The following is a 22,011-nucleotide window of genomic DNA, read 5'->3' on the forward strand; positions in this document are numbered from 1 at the left end:
AATTTATTAACTATTTAAAAGACTATAAGGAGGCTGGGACATAAATAATATAATAATGCTATTTTGCAAATTCGCAGTAGCTGACTGAACTGAGAAGGCGCTTAATTCAAGCTTTTCTCAGTTCTAGTCACCCTTGCGGGCGGGGCCCCAACAAAGAGAATTTCACTAAGAAATTCTACAAGCAAAGCAAGTTGGGAGTCGGGGCCCCAGCAAAGAGAATTTCATCAAGAAATTCTACAAACAAAGCAAGCTGGGAGTGGACAACGAATTTAAAAAGAATTCTGTCCCACTCCCAATATTATTAAATTAAAAAATGTCTTCTCAACAATTAAGAAAAGAAGACATTTTGAATAAATATATCAATATTCTGTTATACAAATTAAAAGAGACGTAATAAAACAATCCCAATGGCAATAGCGATTAATCCACTGAATTTGCGCAATGTTATTGAATTTTTGGGAACACCTAAGCCAAAGTGATCGATCATTACGCCCATGAGCATTTGTCCCAACATGGCAACAATTGTAGTTAACGCTGCGCCTAAAAATGGCATTAGAATAATGTTTGATGTGACAAAAATAACGCCTAACACACCACCAATGAAATGAATAGGCTTGATTTTACCTATATCTGGTTGTGAGACTTTAATTTTAAGGCTTCGGTTAAATATTAACGTTAGAATGAATAACGCGAATGTGCCAACGCTAAATGATACAAGTGCCGCAAACAATGAATTATGCATTTGTTGAGCTAAACCACTATTAATGGTTGTTTGTAATGGCGGTGCAAAGCCAAATATAAATCCGATAATTAGCCATACATAAAACATTCGATTTGTTTTTTCTTCAAGTTTATTTTTAGGTATCTCATTCATTAATAAAATACCGAAGAGTAAGATTAAAATGCCTATTGCTTTTAAAAGTGTGAAGGGATGATTGCTCGCGCCAAGTAAACCGAAAGTATCAATGAAGACCCCCATGATGATTTGACCAGCTACGGTCATAACTACTGTTAATGCTGCACCTATACGGGGAAGTAATAATAAGTTTCCTGTTAAGAAACAAACGCCTAACAGACCCCCAACCCACCAATGATAGTCTATTGTGTGGCCACTATAAAATGAAGCATCAAATAATTTAGGGTTAAAAATTACATTTAATATAAATAAAAATAAACTACCTACAAAAAATGAAATGGTAGACGCATAGAAAGATGATTCAGTGAAACGTCCCAGACGAGCATTAATTGAGGTTTGTATTGGAACCATCATACCAGCCACGATACCGAGTATAAATAAAAATGCCACAATTGACCTCCTACATTTTTTATAACTAAAACATCATTATTATACGCATTTTAAATATTATTTTCAAAATACAATAGCGGAATTGTCTCGTTGCGCATCATTATAGGTGTAGGACTTTGAATTGAAGTAAAAAAGGAGAGTAACAGAATTCAAGTTGAATTCATTGTTACTCTCCCAATTTGTCTTGCTTATAGGCGCATGTTTGATATTACGGTCCGTTCGCAAGGATGACTAGAACTGAGAACAGTATCATTGAAGTACCTTCTCAATTCAATTCATTACTGTCAATTTTCGATGTGGACGCGTAATAATCGCTTTGTTTCGAAATCAATGACATAACACGATCGTGATAGGTTATTTCGTTTCGAAAATGACAGTACTCGTAACATCTATTAATTTAGCAGATGTCGCTTTAATCGGTGTACCGGCTGTGGGTTGTAAAATATTAAGCTTAATAATATTATCCATGGCATCTTTAGCATCAGCCTCTGATACAACAACGTTAACTTGTGGGAATTGCAATTTAGCAGTTTTATTTAAATTTGTTTTAAAAGCAAGTTCTAAAGTTTTTGTCATATTATATACCTCCTTAATTATTTTTAGATTTGAATTAAGTTAAATCTTGAGTTTTAACGACTTCAATTTTGTCGAATGGTTCATTAATCAGATGTGCGATGATATTAACAAATGATCTGATTTCTGAATCTGTGGCTCTTGTATTTAAGTTTGTAAAACGACGTTTCGTTTCTTTTGCTTTGCCACTTGCATCGTGAGTGATATGCGTACAAACAACAGATAATTGTGAAATTTCATTCATGTGTTTGTCACCTCCTTTCACTCTATATATCGAAATCAATTCAAAAAAGAGACACATTATTTTAAAGAAATTTGAGCAAAAACGTTTCATGTTACTAAAATATAGTTTATCATTAAATAAGAAACTTTTATGAGGTGGATAGATGAATCAAGTTGAACCAATCAGAAATAAAGATGATATAAAAAAGATGTATGATGTATTAAAACGTAAATCAGATAGAGATTATCTTTTATTTAAATTAGCAATACATACGGGTATACGTTTAACAGATTTATTAAATTTAAAAGTAAACGACGTCAAAATGGATGATCAAGATGACATTAAATCTTCTTGGATTCAATCATGTGCACCTGCAATCAAAATCTTGTTGCCGAATGACTTGCGTGGAGAGATTAAGCGGTTTATTGAATATAATAACCTTATGGATAATCAATTATTATTCCAATCAATAAGAACACATAAGGAACTTTCTAGACAACAAGCTTACCGAATCATTCATCATGCGGCTGAAGAATTAGGGTTGTGTCATATTGGTTTGACAACTTTGCGTAAAACGTTTGCTTATCATGCTTACCAATCGGGTATTTCTATTGCAATCATACAAAAATATTTAGGTCATCAGACAACACAAGAAACGGTTAAATTTATCGGGTTGTCTGCCGATGATGAACTTCATACAATTATCGCTTTAAATTTATAATTTAATTTTTATTGAAAAGGAGGCTTTTGATGAGCTTAGTATACTTACTAGGTGGACTAATCGTTATTATGCTAATCGTCCTAATGACGTTGTTTATTAAACCATTGAGACGGTTTGCGGGATATATTGCATTGTTAGCACCTATTTTAGCTTCAGGGTATTTCTTGACCCAAATTCCCAGTGTGTTAAATGGAAAATTTGTAGAATTTAAGATTCCATGGATGCCTGCTATTGATGTTAATCTTGACCTCAGATTAGACGGCCTGGGATTAATGTTCGGATTAATTATCTCCATTATAGGGGTGGCAGTATTTTTCTATGCTACTCAATATTTATCTGCTAATAGAGATAACTTGCCACGTTTCTTCTTATATTTATTATTATTCATGTTTAGTATGTTAGGTATTGTCGTTTCAAACAACACTATTTTAATGTATGTATTTTGGGAATTAACGAGTGTATCGTCATTTCTATTAATTTCCTACTGGTATAGCAATGCTGAAAGTCAATTAGGCGCAATTCAGTCATTTATCATTACCGTATTAGGTGGTTTAGCCTTATTAACAGGTTTTATTATGCTATATATCATTACTGGTACAAATACGATTTCAGAATTACTTACACAAAGTCATAGCATTAGCGAACATGCTCTATTTATACCAATGATGATAATGTTGTTAATTGGGGCTTTTACTAAATCAGCACAATTTCCATTTCATATTTGGCTACCTAAAGCCATGGCTGCACCAACACCTGTAAGTGCTTATTTGCACTCGGCTACAATGGTTAAAGCTGGTATCTTTTTACTATTTAGATTCACACCTATTTTAGGGTTAAGTGATAGTTATATTTATATTGTTACGTTTGTTGGTTTGATTACGATGATTTTTGGCTCTGTAACAGCCTTGAGACAATATGATTTAAAAGGTATCTTAGCGTATTCAACTATTAGTCAATTAGGAATGATTATGTCGATGGTTGGTCTAGGTGGAGGCATTGCACAACATCCATCAGGTGTAATGGCAGAAACCTACACACTCATATTATTCGCAGGTTTATTCCATTTAATGAACCACGCTATATTTAAGTGTGCTTTATTTATGGGTGTCGGAATTATTGACCATGAAGCTGGTACACGAGATATTCGTCGCTTAAGTGGTATGAGAAAATACTTCCCGAAAATGAACTTAGTCATGACACTCGCTGCGTTATCAATGGCAGGTGTGCCGTTATTAAATGGTTTCTTGAGTAAAGAGATGTTCTTTGATTCTCTAGTTAGCGCAATCGAATTACAACAATTTGGTTTAACGTTAACGATTATTGTGGTAGCAATTGGTGTTATCGCGAGTATCTTTACTTTTGTCTATGCAGTTTACATGCTTAAAGAAACTTTTTGGGGAGAATTTGATGAAAAGAAAGTGCCTAAGAAACACATTCACGAACCATGGCTGTTTAGTTTACCAGCAATCATTTTAATGGTTATGATACCCGTTATTTTCTTTATCCCTAACGTTTTCACTGAGCGTTTAGTATTGCCAGCACTTCGTAATGTTACCAATTTAGGTAGCAACGTCGATGTAATAGCTCCGCACGTATCTCAATGGCATGGCATTAACTTACCACTCATTTTTAGTGTGATTGTTATTGTAGTTGGTCTCATTTTAGCGTTAAAAGTGAACTGGAAAGCGATAACGCATCAAGTGATTAAGTATGCTTCGATAACAACTTCTTATCGTAATGTGTACCGAGGTTTCGAGCGTTATTCTGGTCAAATGATTCGCGGTTTAATGAATAACAGATTAAACCACTATAACATTATTACAGTACTCATTTTCTCTATATTAATTGCTTACGGTATATTCCAAGTCGGCTTGCCAAAGCTACATCAAATAGAAGTTTCAGAATTTGGCCCATTGGAAGTTATTTTAGGCATTATGATCAGTATTGTTGGTATCGCATTAGTGTTTATTCGTCAACGTTTAACGATGGTTATTTTAAATGGCATCATCGGTTATAGTGTGGCATTGTTCTTCTTATTAATGAGAGCACCAGATTTAGCATTAACGCAATTAGTAGTAGAAACAATTACGACAATTCTCTTTATTGTCAGTTTCTCAAGATTGCCAAACATCGCACGAACTACTGCGAATATGAAAAAAGAAACTGTCAAAATTATCGTGTCATTTATTATGGCTGGAGCCGTCGTAACACTGATATTTATTGCCCAACAAGGTGATGGCTTTGAGTCAATTTCTAAATATTATATGAATGCCTATGAATTAACTGGTGGTAAAAATATCGTAAATGCGATCTTAGGTGATTTCAGAGCATTGGATACAATGTTTGAAGGTATTGTTTTAATCATAGCTGGCTTAGGTATTTATACATTATTACATTACAAAGATAGGAGGGGCCAAGATGAAAGAAAATGATGTTGTGTTAAGAACCGTTACTAAAATCGTTGTCTTTATATTATTAACCTTTGGGTTTTATGTTTTCTTTGCGGGACATAATAATCCGGGCGGCGGTTTTATAGGTGGTCTAATCTTTAGCTCGGCCTTTATCCTAATGTTCTTAGCTTTTGATGTAGATGAAGTTTTAGAAAGTCTTCCAATCGATTTTAAAAAATTGATGATTGTTGGTGCTATCATTTCGGCACTTACTGCAATTGTGCCAGTGTTCTTTGGTAAAGCGTTCCTATATCAAAGTGAAGCATACATCCATTTGCCTTTATTAGGTGAATTGCATGTAACAACAATTACATTATTTGAATTAGGTATATTGTTAACGGTTGTTGGTGTCATTGAGACAATTATGTTGGCTTTAAGTGGTGGTAAATCATGAATTTAATATTATTACTTGTGATAGGATTTTTAGTATTTATAGGAACGTACATGATACTATCACTCAACTTAATTCGAATTGTTATAGGTATTTCGATTTATACACATGCCGGGAATCTAATCATTATGAGTATGGGGCATTATAGTAATAAGATGACAGAACCCTTAATTCATGGTTCTAATACCAATTATGTGGACCCGTTACTGCAGGCGATTGTACTTACTGCAATTGTTATTGGCTTTGCGATGACTGCATTTCTATTAGTGCTTGTTTATCGAACATACCGTGTTACTAAGGAATCTAATATTGATGTATTAAGAGGAGAGGAGGATGACAATGAACAGTAACTTATTAGTTCTTCCTATCCTATTGCCATTGTTATGTGCATTGGTGCTTGTTTTTACGAAAGAAAAAAACATGTTATCTAAAATTTTGTACATTGGAACAATGTCTATTAATACAATTATTTCACTTTATTTATTAATCTATGTGCTACAGCATAAACCTATCACCCTTGATTTTGGTGGTTGGGCAGCACCTTTTGGTATTCAATTTTTAGGTGATACTTTAAGTTTAGTTATGGTCACTGTCGCATCATTTGTTGTGACACTGATCATGTCTTATGGATTTGGACGTGGCGAGGATCGTGTTAATCGATACTACTTGCCTACATTTATTTTGTTCTTAACAACGGGTGTTATTGGCTCATTCTTAACATCTGATTTATTCAACTTATATGTTATGTTTGAAATTATGTTACTCGCTTCATTCGTGCTCGTAACATTAGGTCAATCTGTCGAACAATTAAGAGCGGCCATTATTTATGTTGTATTAAATATCATAGGTTCATGGTTTTTCTTACTTGGTATTGGCTTGTTATATAAGACAGTTGGAACATTAAACTTCTCACAAGTCGCATTACGCTTAGATCAAATTCATGACAATAAAGCGATTATTATTATTTCAATTGTCTTTATTGTGGCATTTGGTTCGAAAGCTGCATTGGTACTCTTCATGTGGTTACCTAAAGCCTATGCAGTACTTAACACTGAACTTGCAGCTTTATTTGCTGCATTAATGACGAAAGTAGGTGCGTATGCACTGATTCGTTTCTTTACACTTATATTTGACCAACATACAGGCGTGAAACATCCATTGCTAGTATTTATGTCTTGTATCACAATGCTTATAGGTGCATTCGGCGTTATCGCATATCGTGATATTAAGAAAGTCGCTTCATATCAAGTCATATTATCAATAGGCTTTGTCATTTTAGGTCTAGGTTCAAATACGTTTGCAGGTGTCCATGGTGCCATCTTCTATCTAGCCAATGACATTATCGTTAAAACGATGTTGTTCTTTATTATAGGTAGCTTAGTGTATATGTCTGGTTACCGTGAATATAAATACTTATGTGGGCTAGCTAAGAAGGAACCGTTCTTTGGTGTTGCATTTGTTGTTATGATATTTGCGATTGGAGGCGTTCCACCATTTAGTGGTTTCCCAGGAAAAGTGTTAATCTTCCAAGGTGCAATTGAAAATGGTAATTACATTGGCTTAGCATTAATGATTATCACAAGTTTATTAGCTATGTATAGCTTATTTAGAATTCTATTTATTATGTATTTTGGAGATAATGATGGTGAACAGGTTGATTTCAACCCGCTACCTAAACACCGTAAAACAATTCTGGGCGTCTTAGTCGCAGTAGTACTTGCAATGGGTATTGCAGCACCAGTCGTGATGCATGCTACTGAAAATGCTACAAAATTGAATTTGGATGATAATTACTTCCATAGCATTGTTAACACACATTTGAAGGAGGGGAATAAATGAGACAAATTGTATTGAACATATTAATCGCATTTTTATGGGTACTGTTTCAAGATGAAGACTCATTTCAATTCTCTACCTTCGTATCTGGCTTCATCATTGGTTTAATAGTAATTTATATACTGCATCGTTTCTTTGGACAAGCTTTTTATCCTAAAAAGATATGGGTAGCTATCAAGTTTCTCGGCGTATATTTATATCAATTAATTACTTCTAGTATTAGTATTATTAAGTACATTTTATTCAAAACGAATCATATGAATCCGGGCTTATTAACGTATGAAACGAAATTAAAAAATGATTGGGCCATAACCTTTTTGACAATTTTAATTATTATTACGCCTGGATCGACAGTGATTCGAATTTCAAAGACAACGAATAAATTCTTTATACACAGTATTGATGTTTCTGAAAAAGAAAAAGAAAGCCTACTTAAAAGTATAAAACAATATGAAAACTTGATTACGGAGGTGACACAATGATTGAAACGCTCACGAATTTCTTCATTACAAGTGCATTAGTATTGTTTGGCATAGCGTTCATAATTGGCTTATTCCGTTTAATCAAAGGACCTACAACAGCAGATAGGGTTGTAGCATTTGATGCTTCCAGTGCTGTTATTATGTGTATTATAGGTGTGGTTAGTGTGATTTATAACACTGTGTCATTCCTTGATTCTATTATGCTTGTTGCCATTATTTCATTTGTAAGTTCTGTATCTATTTCTAGATTTATAGGGGGAGGTCGTGTATTCAATGGTACAAATAAACGAAATCATTGAGTTGATTGCCGCGCTCCTTATATTTCTTGGTAGTATTATTGCTGTGATTAGTGCGATTGGAATTGTTAAATTTCAAGATGTCTTTTTACGAAGTCATGCATCTACTAAAAGTTCGACGTTATCTGTCTTACTAACATTAGTAGGCGTGTTAATCTACTTTACGAATCAACAGAGTTTCTTTAGTGTAAGATTGTTATTATCGATTGTTTTTATCAACTTAACATCACCAGTTGGTATGCATTTAGTTGCGAGAGCAGCATACCGTACAGGCGCATATATGTACCGTAAAGATGATGCACCAAAACGCTCTTCAATTTTATTGAGCTCTAAAGAATACAATTCAACAGAGGAACTTAAAAATCGTGCTCGAATTCGAGAGGAACGTCGAGAGAAAATTTATTATGACGTTCAAAAGCAACGACAGAAAGAAAAAGAAAAGCAACAAGAAGAGAATATTGAAAGCTTATCAGAAGCTAGAAAAGAAACTAGAGATTGATTAAATGAATGAGATTGAACATAAACATGTCATCGTAAAGACGACTGGTTTGAATGTTCAATCTCATTTTTTAGGTTAATATATAAAATTAATGTCATTAATAGATTTAAATAAACATAAAGAAGTAACATAAGTATAGGTGAAGTGCAAAGTCAAAGTAATACCTGCTGAATAAATCATTTATATGGTTGTTTGTTGTCTTTTTGAGTAAATAAGATTAATAACTAACCATATGATTTGTACTAGGAAGGGGAATAAGTACCCAAATCCTAGTACTGCAATATTAATCCATTTTACTTCAGTCGTTTGTATGACCCCTGTAGCATCTACTGTTCTAAACCAAAGTAAAAGCGCAAATCCTAAAAAACTTAGTACTTCAATGCCGCTTACTATCCACCAAAAGATCCATGAAATTTTCATAAAATCCACACCTCCTTTTGAATGTATGACGTCGTACGATGCTAACTTATGCTTTTGATTATAGATTTTCTCATTGTTAATATGAGTTGGGAGTGGGACAGAATTCTTTTTAAATTCGTCGTACCCCCAACTTGCTTAGCTTGTAAAATCACTTTCGTGATTTTTTGTGTTGGGGCCCCGCCCACCTCTACAAGGGTGACTAGAACTGAGAAAAGCTTGATTTAGGCGCATTTTCAGTTCAGTCAGCTACTGCGAATTTGCAAAATAGCATCATCATATTATTTATGTCCCGGACGCTTCTTTTAAATAAGTTATGAGTAATTCTTTGTAGTAGTCGATAAAGCGAAGGTATTTTTCTTTTTCTACATACTCGTTAATTTGATGTGGCACTGTTCCGGGTCCAAACATTAGGAAAGAAAAATGTTCATCTTTATCTCGTAACAAATTAGAAGCGTCTGTGACACCGACTGTTGGTGAAGCAACAATGTCTTCGCCGAATATCTGCTTAGCCACACGTTGTCCAATCTTAATTAATGGATTATCTCCTGTTGTTAATACTGGATTTAAGTCTAAATACAAATCTTCTTCAAGTTGGCCTCCTTGTTTATTTACTTCTTCTAAATAAGTTTTAAATAGGGCTTTAACTTTTTTATTATCATATTCTGGAATCGTTCTAATATTAAATTCAGCAGTAGCAATATCAGGAACTGAATTCACTTGGTTCCCACCATGTAAAATGGTATTGCTAATAACAAGTCCAGAAATCACACGTTCAACCTCATCCGCAGCTACGTGGTTGTCTTGTGTTAATTGTGTTTGAATGCGCTCAATAAGATGTGAAAAATCTAGTTTTTCGCTTTTTAAAGTTTTAGAAATACGTTCATATTCAGTGTCGATATCTTGAATAAAGTCAATTAATGATTTGATCGCATTATATCCGATAACAGGTACAGAACTGTGAGCAGCTTTACCTTTAGAAGTGATTTTATAATCCATTGATCCTTTATGAGCATAAACGATGTTCGTTTCAGATGGTTCAGCAATAATCAAAGCGTCAACGTCATTCATATAACCTTTTTGATACAGTTGTGCTGAACCAAGTTGTTCTTTTTCTTCACCTGCAGTTGCCATGAATTTTATCGTGCCATGAGGTAGTTGATGGTTTTCTTTCAATTCAATCATTGCAATCGCTAAAGCCATTAATCCAGATTTCATATCTGAAGTACCACGGCCATATAGTCGGTTTTCTTTTTCGGTCAATTGAAATGGGGGATAGTCCCAATCATTGTGATCGCCTTCTGATACAACATCCATGTGGCCTGAAATTGCTACCACAGGGCTTCCACTACCGATTGTAGCAATTAAGTTTGCACGTTGACCTTCTACCGTATCAATTTCTGCCTTAATATGATGTGCTTCAAATAAGTCTTTTAAATAAGTAGCAACTTCCATTTCATTATCATTCACCGTATTAATCTCTACAATATCTGATAATAATGTCAGTTTCTCTTTCTCTGAAAATGTATTCATGATTTTAACTCCTTAAAATAGAAATATCGTACGGTTAAAATTGTAGTAAAGATAAAATATACGTCAACTGTAGTTATTTCTAATTTAGAACGTAGCAATTGAATCGATGATGATACGTCCGTCATACATGCCACATTATTGCTGATTAGTATTTGAAGTTATCTTATGAATAAGAACGTCTGCCATCACCATAAGACCAAACATAATGATTAAACTCATGGTTACATCGCTAGTAAAATGCGCACCGATTCGAATTCGGCTTAATGCCATTAATACACTATAAAATAGACCAATTGCGAACATGATTTTTCGTGAGCGAAGCTTATGGAAATAGAAAGCTAGAAACATGAGAAAGGCACCATTACCCGTATGCCCTGATGGGAATGAACTATGCCCTGTATTGCCATTTATGGTAAGCCAATTGGTAAAATGTGCTCCTTTGTCGCTAAGTTCATATGGTCTGACACGTCCCCACAATTCTTTCATATTGCCAACAAGTTCTAAGCCGATAAATAGTACGATAAAGCTGATAAGTGACACTTTAAATAATCTAGTTAATTCAGCAGTATTTGTGTTTTTTAACCAAAAATAATAACAAACAAATGCGATGATTAATAAAATAATTAGTGATATCAACATACTCCAACCTAAGGGTAAAGCGGTACCTGCATTTCCTTCATTATTTGCCATACCCATAGGCTTATGGTGCTTTATATTATTTGAAGTTGATAATATGTATTGAACAGTTTCTGATACTAGTGCGTTCGTTTTAATTAGTGTGAATATAGAAGTCATAACTAAGATGATTATCTTAGCAAATCGATGATTAAACGTTGTGAATACATAATAATTTAATATAATCACAGAAATAATGAGTACTAACGTAGGCGGGAATAACCCATAATTTTGAAAGAGTGTACCAAATAGATCATTTTGATTCATCAATGCATTTGATATCGATTGATCTGCGACTGTTGCAATCAACATAATTAAGAGTAAAATGCCTAATACTGTCGCAGTAAGTCTTTTTGAAATAGTCATGTATAATCCTCCTAAATTGTTTTCAATTGAAGCACCCGATTGTTTAAAACGAAATGATTTCAGTTTGAACATTTCTAACTAAAGCATAGTAATGAATGTTTAATTCAATGTTAGGGGATAGTAAAAATTTTATTAAAATCTCAATGAAAGTCTTAGTTGTTATAAAGGTGATTGTTATAAGTGATCAAACAAATGAATGGTTAGAAGTAGAATGGAATGCTATCAATTTAATAAAAATGGATTAAAAATGAATGCAAGTTAGTTAATTCATTGTAACTTTAATGGTAAAATTATAACTAACCGATTGTGAGTTTAAGATGTATCTTATAAAGATATAAATAGACATAAAGCGTATTTTTTATATTAGGCAAGTCTTATTTCTCCAATTAAATATGAAGTATAAAATGGGGTGGAAGTTTGGAAATATTTGAAACGATTCTCATATTTCTAGCCGTAGTGATTATAAGCTCCTTTGTTCATACTTTTATACCCAAAGTGCCTCTGGCATTCATTCAAATTGCTTTAGGAATGCTCCTCTTTTTAACACCTGTACCTGTAGAATTCAACTTTGATTCAGAACTCTTTATGGTAGCAACGATTGCACCGTTACTGTTTGTGGAAGGTGTTAACGTTTCCAGAGCTCATTTACGTCGCTATATTAAACCGGTTATGTTAATGGCATTAGGACTCGTTATTACAACTGTAATTGGTGTAGGCCTGTTTATTCATTGGATTTGGCCGACACTTCCTATAGGTGCCGCATTTGCTGTAGCCGCAATATTATGTCCAACGGATGCTGTGGCTGTGCAAGCAATTACAAAAGGTAAGGTTCTACCTAAAGGTGCTATGACTATACTAGAAGGTGAATCATTACTTAATGATGCAGCAGGTATCATTTCATTTAAAATTGCAGTAGGTGTTCTAATTACTGGTACATTTTCATTATTTGAAGCGGTGCAACAATTTCTGATTGCGTCAATCGGTGGTGCAATTATTGGTTTACTTATTGGTATTGCACTCGTTAGATTCCGTTTAACACTTACCAGACGTGGCATAGAGAACATTAATATGTTTACATTCTTACAATTATTGACACCATTTGTTACATATCTTGTAGCTGAAATGTTTCATGCGTCAGGAATTATTGCCGCTGTTGTTGCAGGTTTAGTACATGGCTTTGAACGTGATCGTATCGCTCAGACACGCACACGACTTCAAATGAGTTATAACCACACTTGGAATATTCTAGGGTACGCATTGAATGGTTTTGTTTTTTCAATATTAGGATTTTTAGTTCCAGAAGTTATTGGGAATATTGTAAAAACAGAACCACACAATTTATTGTTCTTAGTTGTGATCACGGCCTTGGTTGCGTTAGCAGTCTATCTATTTAGATTTATTTGGGTGTATGTGCTATATCCATTATTCTATTTATCTGTCAGTCCTTTCCAAAAATTAATGAATGAAGAAGGGGAAGACAAGAAAAAAGAAAAACCACCTAAACGAAGTATGTATGCACTTATTATGACGCTATGTGGTGTTCATGGAACCATTTCATTGGCAATCGCATTAACACTGCCTTATTTTTTAGCAGATCATCATGCATTCTCATATCGTAATGATTTATTATTTATTTCCTCAGGTATGGTTATTATCAGTCTAGTGGTTGCACAAGTAGTATTGCCGTTTGTAACAGCGAGTGCACCTAAAGCGAAGATTGGAAGTATGAATTTTAAAGAAGCAAGAATTTATATTCTTGAGCATGTCATTGATTACTTGAATCATCATTCATCGTTTGAAACAAGTTACCGCTATGGCAATGTGATTAAAGAATATCACGATAAATTAACGTTCTTGAAATCTGTTGAAAAGGATGACGAGAACTCTAAAGAACTTGAACGATTACAAAGTTTAGCATTTAAAGTTGAAACGAAAACGTTAGAACAACTTGCCGATGATGGTGAAATTACAGCGAGCGTATTAGAAAACTATATGCGTTACGCTGAACGAACTCAAGTATATCGTCAAGCTTCACTTATACGTCGAATGATTGTTGGCGCAAGAGCCTTGCTTTTAAAACGTCGTATAAGAACGCGTACGAATGCCGCATCATCGTTAAGTGTGACGGATAACTTATTGGAACTATCTAAAATAAATAAGATTGTTCACTATAATGTAGTCAGTCGTTTAGTAGATGAAGCGAATGAAGATAATAAATTAGAAGTTGGTATGATTTGTGACGGATATCTTATGAGAATCGATAACTTATCGCCATCTAATTTCTTTAATACACGAGCAGAAGATTCAATTACGAAGATTAAATTAAATGCTTTGAGAGAACAACGTCGTGTTTTATCTAGTTTAACTGATGATGGCGACATTACTGAAAGTACAGCATTAAAGTTAAGGGAAGCAATTAACTATGATGAAATGGTTATCGTTGATAGTTTAACCGACTAATTTAATCATAATTGTTGAAGATATGGCGATGTGGGAGTGGGACGGAATGCTTTATAAATTCGTGGTCACTCCCACATTACTTAGCTTGTGGAATGTCTTGATGAAATTCTCTTAGCTAAGGCTCACTCACAAGGATGGCTAAAAGGGATACAAGATTGATTTAAGTCTTTTCCCAGTTCAGTCAGCTACTAGGAATGTGCAAAGTAGCATCATTATATAATGTATGTCCAGGATCGCATTTATAATAAAATTCCAGATTGTTTAAATAAGCGTGAATAACATTCATTAGCAATTCATGATACAATAAAGTGAATGCATGGGTGAGGTGAAATGATGTTAACTGAAGAAAAAGAGGATTATCTGAAAGCAATATTAGCTAATGATGGAGATACATCCTTTGTCTCAAATAAAAAGTTATCTCAGTATTTAAATATAAAGCCTCCTTCAGTTAGTGAAATGGTTGGACGTTTGGAAAAAGCTGGTTATGTTGAAACGAAACATTATAAAGGTGTAAAGCTCTCAGATGAGGGGTTGAAACATACGTTAGATATCATTAAGCGTCACCGTCTGTTGGAGTTATTTTTAATAGAAGTTTTACAATATACTTGGGAAGAGGTACATCAAGAAGCGGAAATACTAGAACATCGCATTTCAGATTTGTTTGTAGAACGTTTGGATAAGATACTTGATTATCCTGAAACATGTCCACATGGTGGCATTATCCCAAGAAATCAACATTTCGAAGAGAAATTTACAATATCTTTATTAGCATTCGCGCCTGGTGATAAAGTGACGATTAAACGTGTACGTGATAAGACTGAACTTCTGGTCTATCTTTCAAGCAAAGATATTTCAATTGGAAATGAAGTTGAAATAGTAACTAAAGATGAAACGAATAAAGTCATGATAGTGAAACGAAATGATATTGTAACGATACTAAGTTATGACAACGCAATGAATATATTTGCAGAACATGTTTAATTAGATAATAGAATCTCCACTAAATTGGTCAGTTATACCGCTTTAGTGGAGATTTGTTTAAATTGAATTAAAGTGTGAAGATAAGCATAACGTATATTGCTAACGCGTTAAACGCTATCCATAAGGTACTGAAAATGAACGTGGGTATACGTGTGATTTCTGTTAAGGTACGCCCATCCCAACTCGGGATGGGTCGTTGAAATGTTAGTTTAAATATTGTCCAACTTGATTGTAAAACTTCGCCTAATAATACGCCAAGAATCAGATGATACATAAAAACGACTAAATAATAAAATAGCAATTGATTGTCGTGTTGCACTAAAAAGTATAAAAGTGCGATGAATATGATTAATACAATCATTGGTGATAGTTTGCGTGATGTTAGAATAAAAAAATAAATAAAAATAATGATATAAGCGCTTAAGAATAGACTTGGATGACCATAATAAGCAACACTTAGACCAATTAAGAGCATCAATGGAGGCATGATATAGCCGCCTAGTGTTGTAATGAATTGTCCAATACGCCCTTTGGATTGCGTAATAGCATAACCTTGTTGCATCGTTTGTAATCGTTCAGATGGACGGGTAACGATAACCAAATCTTTTGCGCGTCCGCCACTGATTTTATTAAATAATACATGACCAAATTCATGTGTAAGTACAGGAATATAGTTTAAATAAACGTCTAAATACTGATTAAATGAGCGATGTCTATTTTGATGAATCATTATATAGATCATTGCTATAATAAGGATTAAATATATATTTAAATTGATAGTTGTAGTAAAAAATTGTTCTAAATAGACCATAATTGACCTCGTCGAGTATAAGATTATAGTATTGATTATAAAGTAAATTTAATGATTTAGCGTTTAGACTTTAGATGTATCTTTTAGAGAGAACATGAATATCAGTTGAAAACGTGTTGAGAAAAAATAACTATTTATTATGTTTCTATTTTCATATACTATATGCATATGAAATGGTTTAGACAGTAAGGAGATTACTTAAATGCATGATCAAAAAGAGACAACAGCGACTAAAGTGGATATTTTAGGTGTTCAATTCGACAATGTAACGATGCTAGATATGATTGAACATGTCAAAACATTTTTCACGCAAGACACTGAGGATAATTTGTTTATCGTGACAGCTAATCCAGAAATCGTTGATTATGCGTCAGAGCATAGTACATATAGACAGCTAATTAATAGTGCGGATTACGTTGTTCCAGATGGTACGGGTGTTATTAAGGCATCGAATCGATTAGGGACGCCGTTAAAAAGACGTGTGCCAGGTATCGAATTGATGGAACATTGTTTAAAGATTGCGCATACGAATTATCAAAAGGTATATTTACTTGGTGCTAAACATGAAGTAGTCACACTGACACACAATAATTTACAGCAGAAATATCCGCAGGCCCAATTTGATTATCATCATGGCTATATAGACTTAAATGATGAGACAGTCATCAAACGAATACAACGTTTTAATCCGGATTATATTTTCGTTGGGATGGGCTTTCCAAAACAAGAAGAGTGGATTCAAAAGCATCGACATACCTTTAAAAGTACTGTAATGATGGGTGTAGGTGGCTCACTTGAAATTTACAGTGGCACGAAGAAGAGAGCGCCTAAACTATTTATTCAATTGAATATAGAATGGGTATATCGCTTATTAATCGATTGGAAGCGTATTGGGCGTATGCGTAGTATTCCTAAATTTATGTATAAAGTTTTTAAAGTACAGCGACGAATGAAGAAGAATAAATAAGGAGTGGGGCAGAATTCTTTTAAATTCGTCGTCCCACCCCCGCAAGGATGACTAGAACTGAGAAAAGCTTTGTTAAAGCGCCTTCTCAGTTCAGTCAGCTACTGCGAATTTGCTAAATAGCATTATTATTTTATTTTGTCCCAGCTTCTTTATATTTTTTATCTTGATGATCGCTATTTAACAATAAATCGTTTTTCATCTAAACCTTTTCTGAATGCTTTTTGATCGGCTTTTGATTTTTTCTTGAAGTCTTTTAAGAATTGCTCATATTTAGGAAGTACCTCTTCTAATTCTCCGTACTCTTTGAGCTTTCCGCCTTCAATCCAAGCAATTTTAGTACAGAACTCTCGAACTTGACGGATGTTATGACTAACGAAGAATATCGTTTTGTTGGCTTCTTTGAATTCATAAATTTTGTCTAAGCATTTTTGTGTGAAAGTTTGATCCCCAACTGATAATGCTTCATCAATAACTAAAATATCAGGGTTGATTGTAACGTTAATTGAGAATCCTAATTTAGCACGCATACCACTTGAATAATTTTTAACAGGTTGATGAATAAATTCGCCTAATTCACTAAATTCTATTACTTGAGGCATAAGTTGTTTAATTTCTTTTCTTTTGAACCCCATACATAACATTTTAAATTCGATATTTTCCACACCAGTCAAACGACCGTTAAGGCCTGCATTGATTGCAATGACACTCACTTCACCGTTGCGTTCAATATTACCTGAAGTAGGTGAGATTGAGCCACCAATCATATTACTTAATGTAGATTTACCTGAGCCGTTGATGCCAACTAAACCGATGACATCACCTTCGTGTGCTGTGATAGAGACATCATCTAAAGCGAAAAATGTATTATTTTTATTTTTAGGGATTAAGGCATCTTTAATGCGTTCTTTATTATTGCGATAAATGCGATATTCTTTTGTCACATTTTTGATATTTACAGATACGCTCATGATAATTCCTTCCTTATCAATACTTATATAGATTATAATACATCATACAATAGTTGTTAAATTTATTAACCTAGTGTAAAGTGTATAAGAGATTTTGTATAACTTTTTGTAAACAATAAGTAGATTTTACTTTTTTTATAAAATGAAGTCCATAGTTATGGTCTTATTTTATAGTAATCTACTTTACAATATATAATAATATGATGCGTACGTAATAATTATATTAAACTTTTGAGAAAATGTTATATATAATGTAGTTATCCGAATCATTAATAAATATGTTAATACATTGTATATATTTAATTGAAAGCGTGGTTAATTTCAATGTCGGCAGTAGGATCTGTTTTTAAAGAACACATCAAGAATTTTTACTTAGTGCAAAGACTTGCACAATTTCAAATTAAAATAACGAATACGAATAACTATCTTGGCGTAGCATGGGAATTACTGAATCCAGCATTACAAATCATGGTTTATTGGTTCGTATTTGGTATGGGAATCAGAAGTAACCAGCCTGTTCACGGTATACCTTTTATTTATTGGTTGCTAGTAGGGATTAGTATGTGGTTCTTCGTCAATCAAGGTATTTTAGAAGGAACGAAATCGGTAGCGATGAAATTTAATCAAGTAGCAAAGATGAACTTCCCGCTCTCTATTATACCGACGTATACGGTAACCAGCCGATTTTATGGTCATATAGGATTATTGTTAATTATCATTGGCATTTGTATCGTTAATGGTATTTACCCTTCGATTCATATTGTGCAATTATTGATTTACGTACCACTTACATTCTTCTTTACGGCGTCAGTTGCATTATTCACATCGACGCTTGGCATTATTGTACGTGATACGCAAATGATTATGCAGGCCTTGCTAAGAATTCTATTCTATATGTCTCCAATTTTATGGGTGCCTAAAGATTCAGGTATTGGTGGAACAATTGGTGAAATCATTAAATTTAATCCAGTCTATTTCTTAGCAGAATCATATCGTGCTGCAATATTATTCCACGAATGGTACTTTATTGAACATTGGAAATTATTACTATATAACATTATCGTTATTTTAATATTCTTCGTATTAGGTTCAATTTTACATCGTAGATATCGTGATCATTTCGCAGATTTCTTATAATTTTAAAGTCCTTGATAAATGTAGAAGCGTTTATCAAGGATTTTGTATATTCAGTACATCGGATAGTTTTGATTTATAATTTTTATATTGAAAATATGAGAGGTAAACGTATGCGACTAATTATAAAAAAAGTATATATGTTGATGATTGCATTATTGAACTTCATTTTTAAAGGAAAATCCGTAGACAAACAACGTATCACTGTTCTAATGACGTTCCCTGAAGATGTCATGCCAATTATTAATGACTTAGATAGTAAGGGTTACAATATAACTGTGATTGCGAAGGTTGAAGAACAATATAGGCTAGAACATCTTAACCATATTACTTTTATACCTGCAGGAAATAAACATATCGTCAAACATATCAGAGCGTTGAGTCGTTCAAAAGTCATTGTCATTGATACGTATTATTTAATGCTAGGTGGTTATTCTAAGAAACACTCACAAACGATTATTCAAACGTGGCATGCATCAGGTGCCCTAAAAAATTTCGGTTTAACCGATCATCAAGTTGATTTAACTAACAACACAATGGTTAAGCAATACCAGCGTGTATATCACGCAACAGATTATTATCTTATTGGTGGAAAAGAGATGGGGGAATGCTTTAAGGCTTCATTTGGTGCTACTGAATCACAAATGTTGCCACTTGGTTTACCTCGTTTAACCCACTATTTAAAATTCAATCTTAAGGCCGAGCAAGAACGTTTGAAAAAACTTTATAATATTCATAAAACGTTGGTTGTCTATGTTCCAACGTATCGTGAAGGTTCAGAAAATAATAGACACATAGATGTTGAACGATTTGAGCAAGCTTTGCCTGAGTACACATTGATTAATCAACTACATCCATCAATTTCGCAACGTCAAACTGTAGCGACAACTCAGGAATTGATGATTATGGCGGATATCATTATTAGCGATTATAGTTCATTACCTATTGAGGCAAGTTTGCTAGATAAACCGACATTGTTTTATGTGTATGACGAAGAAAAATATGATAAAATTCGTGGCTTAAACCCATTTTATAAAGCCATTCCTCAACAATATAAAGCAACGACTGAGGAAGAATTGATTGTAAAAATTAAAAATGATGTCGCGCTGTTTGAACCATTATTTAAACATTGGCATAAATATAATAGTGAAGCAAGCGTTCAACGTGTTACAGAATTTATTGAAAAGATGGTGGAAAAATGAAAATAGCTATCATAATTCCTGTATATAATGCAGAAAATACAATACGTAGGGCAATCAAATCAATTGATACAACGCATGAAGTTGAGATTATTTGTGTGAATGACGGCTCTACAGATCATTCAAGGCATGAACTTACGCAATTGCAAAAAGAAGTTAAAAATATCATGATTTACAATCAAGTTAATCAAGGTGCAGCTGCCAGTAGAAACTTTGGATTAGCTGCAATGTCTGATGACGTGGAAGCATTTATGTTTTTAGACGCAGACGATCAGTTTCTACCGGGAAGACTTGATAAAATGATTGATTATTATGAGCGTAATCAAGAAGTCGATATCGTTATAGGGCAAATTGGAAGAGGCGTTCATGGAGATTGGAAAATTGTACCTACACATGAAGAAATGAACCGTGAAGCATTAGTATCATTAGCACAAGCACCTGAAATCTTGCAATCTATTGGGCCAGGTGGAAAACTATTCAATTCTAAATTTAGTGCGTTGCGCTTTGATGAAGATGTTGTGTTTTGTGAAGAACACACCTTTATTACACGTGCTTATTTAACTGCACGTGATATACAATTATTACCGCTGATAATATATGGATATAATGAGCAAGAAGGTTCAGTCACTGATAAGCGTGGTGATACGTTTATCTCCTATATTGAAGATGCCAGACGCGTACGTCAAAGGGTTATGGAGATACTCCTTTTAACAAATGAGAAAGCCTACTATAGTTATCGAATGGATGATTTAATCGTGAGTTATCTTATTCAAGCTTATTTATTAAAATATAGTAGAGTAACACCTAACTTTATTGATAAAGTTACGCATTATATTAAGGATATGCAACATACCAATTACTCTGGAGATGCGTTGTTTAGAATTATCCAAGCTGTTGAGCAAGGTGCAACGCATTGGACGCGCGATACTTATGAGAAGTGGCGTCAAACACTTATTGATGTCGGTATTGGACGACCTGGATATTTCCGATTCAAAGCACAGGTCATGCCTAAGAAATTTGCATTTAATAGTAAACAGTCTGTCAAACGCCTTTTAAAGCGATAGTGTAATATGTCTTATATAATTAATGGTATGTAAATTTTATTTATGCTAAATTAAAGTTATGAAAAAATGTTAAAAATTATGTTAAGGAGATAGCGTTATATGAGAAGAGTTATTACTTACGGCACTTATGACTTATTACATTATGGTCATATTGAATTATTAAGAAGAGCGCGTGAAATGGGCGATTATTTAATTGTCGCTTTATCTTCAGATGAATTCAATCAAATTAAGAATAAAAAATCATATTATGATTATGAGCAACGCAAAATGATGTTGGAATCAATTCGTTATGTTGACTTAGTCATTCCTGAGAATGATTGGGGACAAAAAGAAACTGACGTAGATCGTTTTGAAGTAGATGTCTTTGTAATGGGACATGACTGGGAAGGCGAATTTGACTTCTTAAAAGACAAATGTGAAGTTGTATACTTAAAACGTACGGAAGGTATTTCAACAACTAAAATTAAACAAGAATTATATGGCAAAGATGCTAAATAATTAAGAATATGAGATTTAATCCTATTAAAAGGAGGTTGAGACAAGATAAAATGTCTCAACCTCCTTTATCATTTGGCAGTAGCTATCTGATTTGAAATCGCGCTTAAAGCATGCTAGAAACGGACAATGAATGTATTTTAATTTCTGTCCTGTGCGTCTTT

The 22,011-nt window shown here is 33.7% G+C and carries 23 protein-coding genes; 15 read left to right on the forward strand and 8 right to left on the reverse strand.

The features are described from left to right. Positions 1-379: 379 nt before the first annotated feature. The 3 genes from KA858_RS03525 to sroA all read right to left on the reverse strand — a co-directional run bounded on the left by KA858_RS03525 (position 380) and on the right by sroA (position 2,123). Positions 380-1,306 (reverse strand): DMT family transporter, encoded by a 927-nt coding sequence (locus tag KA858_RS03525; protein WP_210135019.1) that lies wholly within the window; start codon positions 1,304-1,306, stop codon positions 380-382. A gap of 354 nt (positions 1,307-1,660) precedes the next feature. Beyond that, positions 1,661-1,882: a DUF2922 domain-containing protein gene (locus tag KA858_RS03530; protein WP_053030728.1), complete on the reverse strand. Its 222-nt coding sequence runs from the start codon at positions 1,880-1,882 to the stop codon at positions 1,661-1,663. 34 nt (positions 1,883-1,916) lie between these two features. Beyond that, positions 1,917-2,123: a sigS mRNA-stabilizing protein SroA gene (sroA, locus tag KA858_RS03535; protein ID WP_053030725.1), complete on the reverse strand. Its 207-nt coding sequence runs from the start codon at positions 2,121-2,123 to the stop codon at positions 1,917-1,919. Positions 2,124-2,265: 142 nt separating this feature from the next. On the opposite strand from sroA, the gene KA858_RS03540 reads away from it, so the two are divergent. The 8 genes from KA858_RS03540 to KA858_RS03575 are packed head-to-tail and all read left to right on the forward strand — an operon-like array spanning position 2,266 to position 8,777. Beyond that, entirely contained in the window at positions 2,266-2,823 is a 558-nt protein-coding gene (locus KA858_RS03540) for a tyrosine-type recombinase/integrase (RefSeq protein WP_053030723.1), read from the forward strand. A gap of 29 nt (positions 2,824-2,852) precedes the next feature. After that, entirely contained in the window at positions 2,853-5,255 is a 2,403-nt protein-coding gene (locus tag KA858_RS03545) for a DUF4040 family protein (protein WP_210135020.1), read from the forward strand. After that, a complete protein-coding gene (mnhB2, locus tag KA858_RS03550) occupies positions 5,242-5,667 on the forward strand; it encodes a Na+/H+ antiporter Mnh2 subunit B (protein WP_053030719.1) in 426 nt (141 codons plus the stop codon). The genes KA858_RS03545 and mnhB2 overlap by 14 nt, the downstream gene beginning before the upstream one ends. Further along, on the forward strand, positions 5,664-6,014 hold the full coding sequence (mnhC2, locus tag KA858_RS03555) for a Na+/H+ antiporter Mnh2 subunit C (protein WP_075108849.1): 351 nt from the start codon (positions 5,664-5,666) through the stop codon (positions 6,012-6,014). Before mnhB2 ends, mnhC2 begins: the two co-directional genes overlap by 4 nt. Beyond that, on the forward strand, positions 6,004-7,503 hold the full coding sequence (gene mnhD2 / locus KA858_RS03560) for a Na+/H+ antiporter Mnh2 subunit D (RefSeq protein ID WP_210135021.1): 1,500 nt from the start codon (positions 6,004-6,006) through the stop codon (positions 7,501-7,503). Before mnhC2 ends, mnhD2 begins: the two co-directional genes overlap by 11 nt. Continuing rightward, positions 7,500-7,982: a Na+/H+ antiporter Mnh2 subunit E gene (gene mnhE2, locus KA858_RS03565; protein ID WP_053030713.1), complete on the forward strand. Its 483-nt coding sequence runs from the start codon at positions 7,500-7,502 to the stop codon at positions 7,980-7,982. The genes mnhD2 and mnhE2 overlap by 4 nt, the downstream gene beginning before the upstream one ends. Further along, positions 7,979-8,281 (forward strand): Na+/H+ antiporter Mnh2 subunit F, encoded by a 303-nt coding sequence (gene mnhF2, locus KA858_RS03570; RefSeq protein ID WP_053030711.1) that lies wholly within the window; start codon positions 7,979-7,981, stop codon positions 8,279-8,281. Before mnhE2 ends, mnhF2 begins: the two co-directional genes overlap by 4 nt. Then, positions 8,256-8,777 carry a Na+/H+ antiporter subunit G gene (locus tag KA858_RS03575; RefSeq protein WP_053030709.1) on the forward strand — a complete coding sequence of 174 codons (522 nt, stop codon included), beginning with the start codon at positions 8,256-8,258 and terminating at the stop codon, positions 8,775-8,777. Before mnhF2 ends, KA858_RS03575 begins: the two co-directional genes overlap by 26 nt. 180 nt (positions 8,778-8,957) lie before the next feature. Here KA858_RS03575 and KA858_RS03580 read toward each other — a convergent pair whose 3' ends face one another. From KA858_RS03580 to KA858_RS03590, 3 genes are all read right to left on the reverse strand, one after another. Then, positions 8,958-9,197, reverse strand: coding sequence for a DUF3923 family protein (locus KA858_RS03580; RefSeq protein ID WP_210135022.1), 240 nt, complete (start codon positions 9,195-9,197; stop codon positions 8,958-8,960). A gap of 282 nt (positions 9,198-9,479) precedes the next feature. Beyond that, positions 9,480-10,727, reverse strand: a complete 1,248-nt coding sequence (locus tag KA858_RS03585) for an ArgE/DapE family deacylase (protein WP_210135023.1) — start codon at positions 10,725-10,727, stop codon at positions 9,480-9,482. A 135-nt stretch (positions 10,728-10,862) separates the two neighbouring features. Then, on the reverse strand, positions 10,863-11,768 hold the full coding sequence (locus KA858_RS03590; RefSeq protein WP_210135024.1) for a phosphatase PAP2 family protein: 906 nt from the start codon (positions 11,766-11,768) through the stop codon (positions 10,863-10,865). A gap of 417 nt (positions 11,769-12,185) precedes the next feature. Here KA858_RS03590 and KA858_RS03595 point away from each other — a divergent pair, with 417 nt between their 5' ends. Together KA858_RS03595 and KA858_RS03600 are read left to right on the forward strand one after the other, a co-directional pair. Next, positions 12,186-14,228, forward strand: a complete 2,043-nt coding sequence (locus tag KA858_RS03595) for a cation:proton antiporter (RefSeq protein WP_053030699.1) — start codon at positions 12,186-12,188, stop codon at positions 14,226-14,228. Between the two features lie 333 nt (positions 14,229-14,561). Further along, complete coding sequence (locus tag KA858_RS03600) at positions 14,562-15,209, forward strand: metal-dependent transcriptional regulator (RefSeq protein WP_107629597.1); 648 nt, start codon at positions 14,562-14,564, stop codon at positions 15,207-15,209. A 67-nt stretch (positions 15,210-15,276) separates the two neighbouring features. On the opposite strand, the gene KA858_RS03605 is transcribed toward KA858_RS03600, so the two are convergent. Further along, positions 15,277-16,020, reverse strand: a complete 744-nt coding sequence (locus tag KA858_RS03605) for a M50 family metallopeptidase (RefSeq protein WP_210135025.1) — start codon at positions 16,018-16,020, stop codon at positions 15,277-15,279. Positions 16,021-16,222: 202 nt separating this feature from the next. Here KA858_RS03605 and tarA point away from each other — a divergent pair, with 202 nt between their 5' ends. Further along, the gene (gene tarA, locus KA858_RS03610) at positions 16,223-16,987 is read left to right on the forward strand and encodes an N-acetylglucosaminyldiphosphoundecaprenol N-acetyl-beta-D-mannosaminyltransferase TarA (protein ID WP_210135026.1); all 765 of its coding nucleotides are present in this window, start codon (positions 16,223-16,225) and stop codon (positions 16,985-16,987) included. Between the two features lie 173 nt (positions 16,988-17,160). Here tarA and tagH read toward each other — a convergent pair whose 3' ends face one another. Beyond that, positions 17,161-17,955 (reverse strand): teichoic acids export ABC transporter ATP-binding subunit TagH, encoded by a 795-nt coding sequence (tagH, locus tag KA858_RS03615; RefSeq protein WP_049426487.1) that lies wholly within the window; start codon positions 17,953-17,955, stop codon positions 17,161-17,163. A gap of 324 nt (positions 17,956-18,279) precedes the next feature. Between tagH and KA858_RS03620 the strand changes: the two genes are divergently transcribed. The 4 genes from KA858_RS03620 (at position 18,280) to tagD (ending at position 21,850) form a co-directional block, all read left to right on the forward strand. After that, positions 18,280-19,092 (forward strand): ABC transporter permease, encoded by an 813-nt coding sequence (locus tag KA858_RS03620; protein WP_053030693.1) that lies wholly within the window; start codon positions 18,280-18,282, stop codon positions 19,090-19,092. A gap of 110 nt (positions 19,093-19,202) precedes the next feature. Beyond that, positions 19,203-20,291, forward strand: a complete 1,089-nt coding sequence (tarB, locus tag KA858_RS03625) for a teichoic acid glycerol-phosphate primase TarB (RefSeq protein WP_107629600.1) — start codon at positions 19,203-19,205, stop codon at positions 20,289-20,291. Continuing rightward, positions 20,288-21,352, forward strand: a complete 1,065-nt coding sequence (locus tag KA858_RS03630; protein WP_210135027.1) for a glycosyltransferase family 2 protein — start codon at positions 20,288-20,290, stop codon at positions 21,350-21,352. Before tarB ends, KA858_RS03630 begins: the two co-directional genes overlap by 4 nt. Positions 21,353-21,451: 99 nt before the next feature. Beyond that, positions 21,452-21,850 (forward strand): glycerol-3-phosphate cytidylyltransferase, encoded by a 399-nt coding sequence (gene tagD, locus KA858_RS03635; protein WP_016930898.1) that lies wholly within the window; start codon positions 21,452-21,454, stop codon positions 21,848-21,850. Positions 21,851-22,011: the final 161 nt, after the last annotated feature.

The organism is Staphylococcus sp. GDX8P80P (genome assembly GCF_017893095.1).
In the GTDB taxonomy this organism is placed as follows: Bacteria; Bacillota; Bacilli; order Staphylococcales; family Staphylococcaceae; genus Staphylococcus; species Staphylococcus borealis.

Coding starts and splice junctions, on each gene's coding strand:
- KA858_RS03530 (WP_053030728.1), bottom strand. CDS start 1,882: ATGACAAAAACTTTAGAACTTGCTTTTAAAACAAATTTAAATAAAACT.
- sroA (WP_053030725.1), bottom strand. CDS start 2,123: ATGAATGAAATTTCACAATTATCTGTTGTTTGTACGCATATCACTCAC.
- KA858_RS03540 (WP_053030723.1), top strand. CDS start 2,266: ATGAATCAAGTTGAACCAATCAGAAATAAAGATGATATAAAAAAGATG.
- KA858_RS03545 (WP_210135020.1), top strand. CDS start 2,853: ATGAGCTTAGTATACTTACTAGGTGGACTAATCGTTATTATGCTAATC.
- mnhB2 (WP_053030719.1), top strand. CDS start 5,242: ATGAAAGAAAATGATGTTGTGTTAAGAACCGTTACTAAAATCGTTGTC.
- mnhC2 (WP_075108849.1), top strand. CDS start 5,664: ATGAATTTAATATTATTACTTGTGATAGGATTTTTAGTATTTATAGGA.
- mnhD2 (WP_210135021.1), top strand. CDS start 6,004: ATGAACAGTAACTTATTAGTTCTTCCTATCCTATTGCCATTGTTATGT.
- mnhE2 (WP_053030713.1), top strand. CDS start 7,500: ATGAGACAAATTGTATTGAACATATTAATCGCATTTTTATGGGTACTG.
- mnhF2 (WP_053030711.1), top strand. CDS start 7,979: ATGATTGAAACGCTCACGAATTTCTTCATTACAAGTGCATTAGTATTG.
- KA858_RS03575 (WP_053030709.1), top strand. CDS start 8,256: ATGGTACAAATAAACGAAATCATTGAGTTGATTGCCGCGCTCCTTATA.
- KA858_RS03580 (WP_210135022.1), bottom strand. CDS start 9,197: ATGAAAATTTCATGGATCTTTTGGTGGATAGTAAGCGGCATTGAAGTA.
- KA858_RS03585 (WP_210135023.1), bottom strand. CDS start 10,727: ATGAATACATTTTCAGAGAAAGAGAAACTGACATTATTATCAGATATT.
- KA858_RS03590 (WP_210135024.1), bottom strand. CDS start 11,768: ATGACTATTTCAAAAAGACTTACTGCGACAGTATTAGGCATTTTACTC.
- KA858_RS03600 (WP_107629597.1), top strand. CDS start 14,562: ATGTTAACTGAAGAAAAAGAGGATTATCTGAAAGCAATATTAGCTAAT.
- KA858_RS03605 (WP_210135025.1), bottom strand. CDS start 16,020: ATGGTCTATTTAGAACAATTTTTTACTACAACTATCAATTTAAATATA.
- tarA (WP_210135026.1), top strand. CDS start 16,223: ATGCATGATCAAAAAGAGACAACAGCGACTAAAGTGGATATTTTAGGT.
- tagH (WP_049426487.1), bottom strand. CDS start 17,955: ATGAGCGTATCTGTAAATATCAAAAATGTGACAAAAGAATATCGCATT.
- KA858_RS03620 (WP_053030693.1), top strand. CDS start 18,280: ATGTCGGCAGTAGGATCTGTTTTTAAAGAACACATCAAGAATTTTTAC.
- tarB (WP_107629600.1), top strand. CDS start 19,203: ATGCGACTAATTATAAAAAAAGTATATATGTTGATGATTGCATTATTG.
- KA858_RS03630 (WP_210135027.1), top strand. CDS start 20,288: ATGAAAATAGCTATCATAATTCCTGTATATAATGCAGAAAATACAATA.
- tagD (WP_016930898.1), top strand. CDS start 21,452: ATGAGAAGAGTTATTACTTACGGCACTTATGACTTATTACATTATGGT.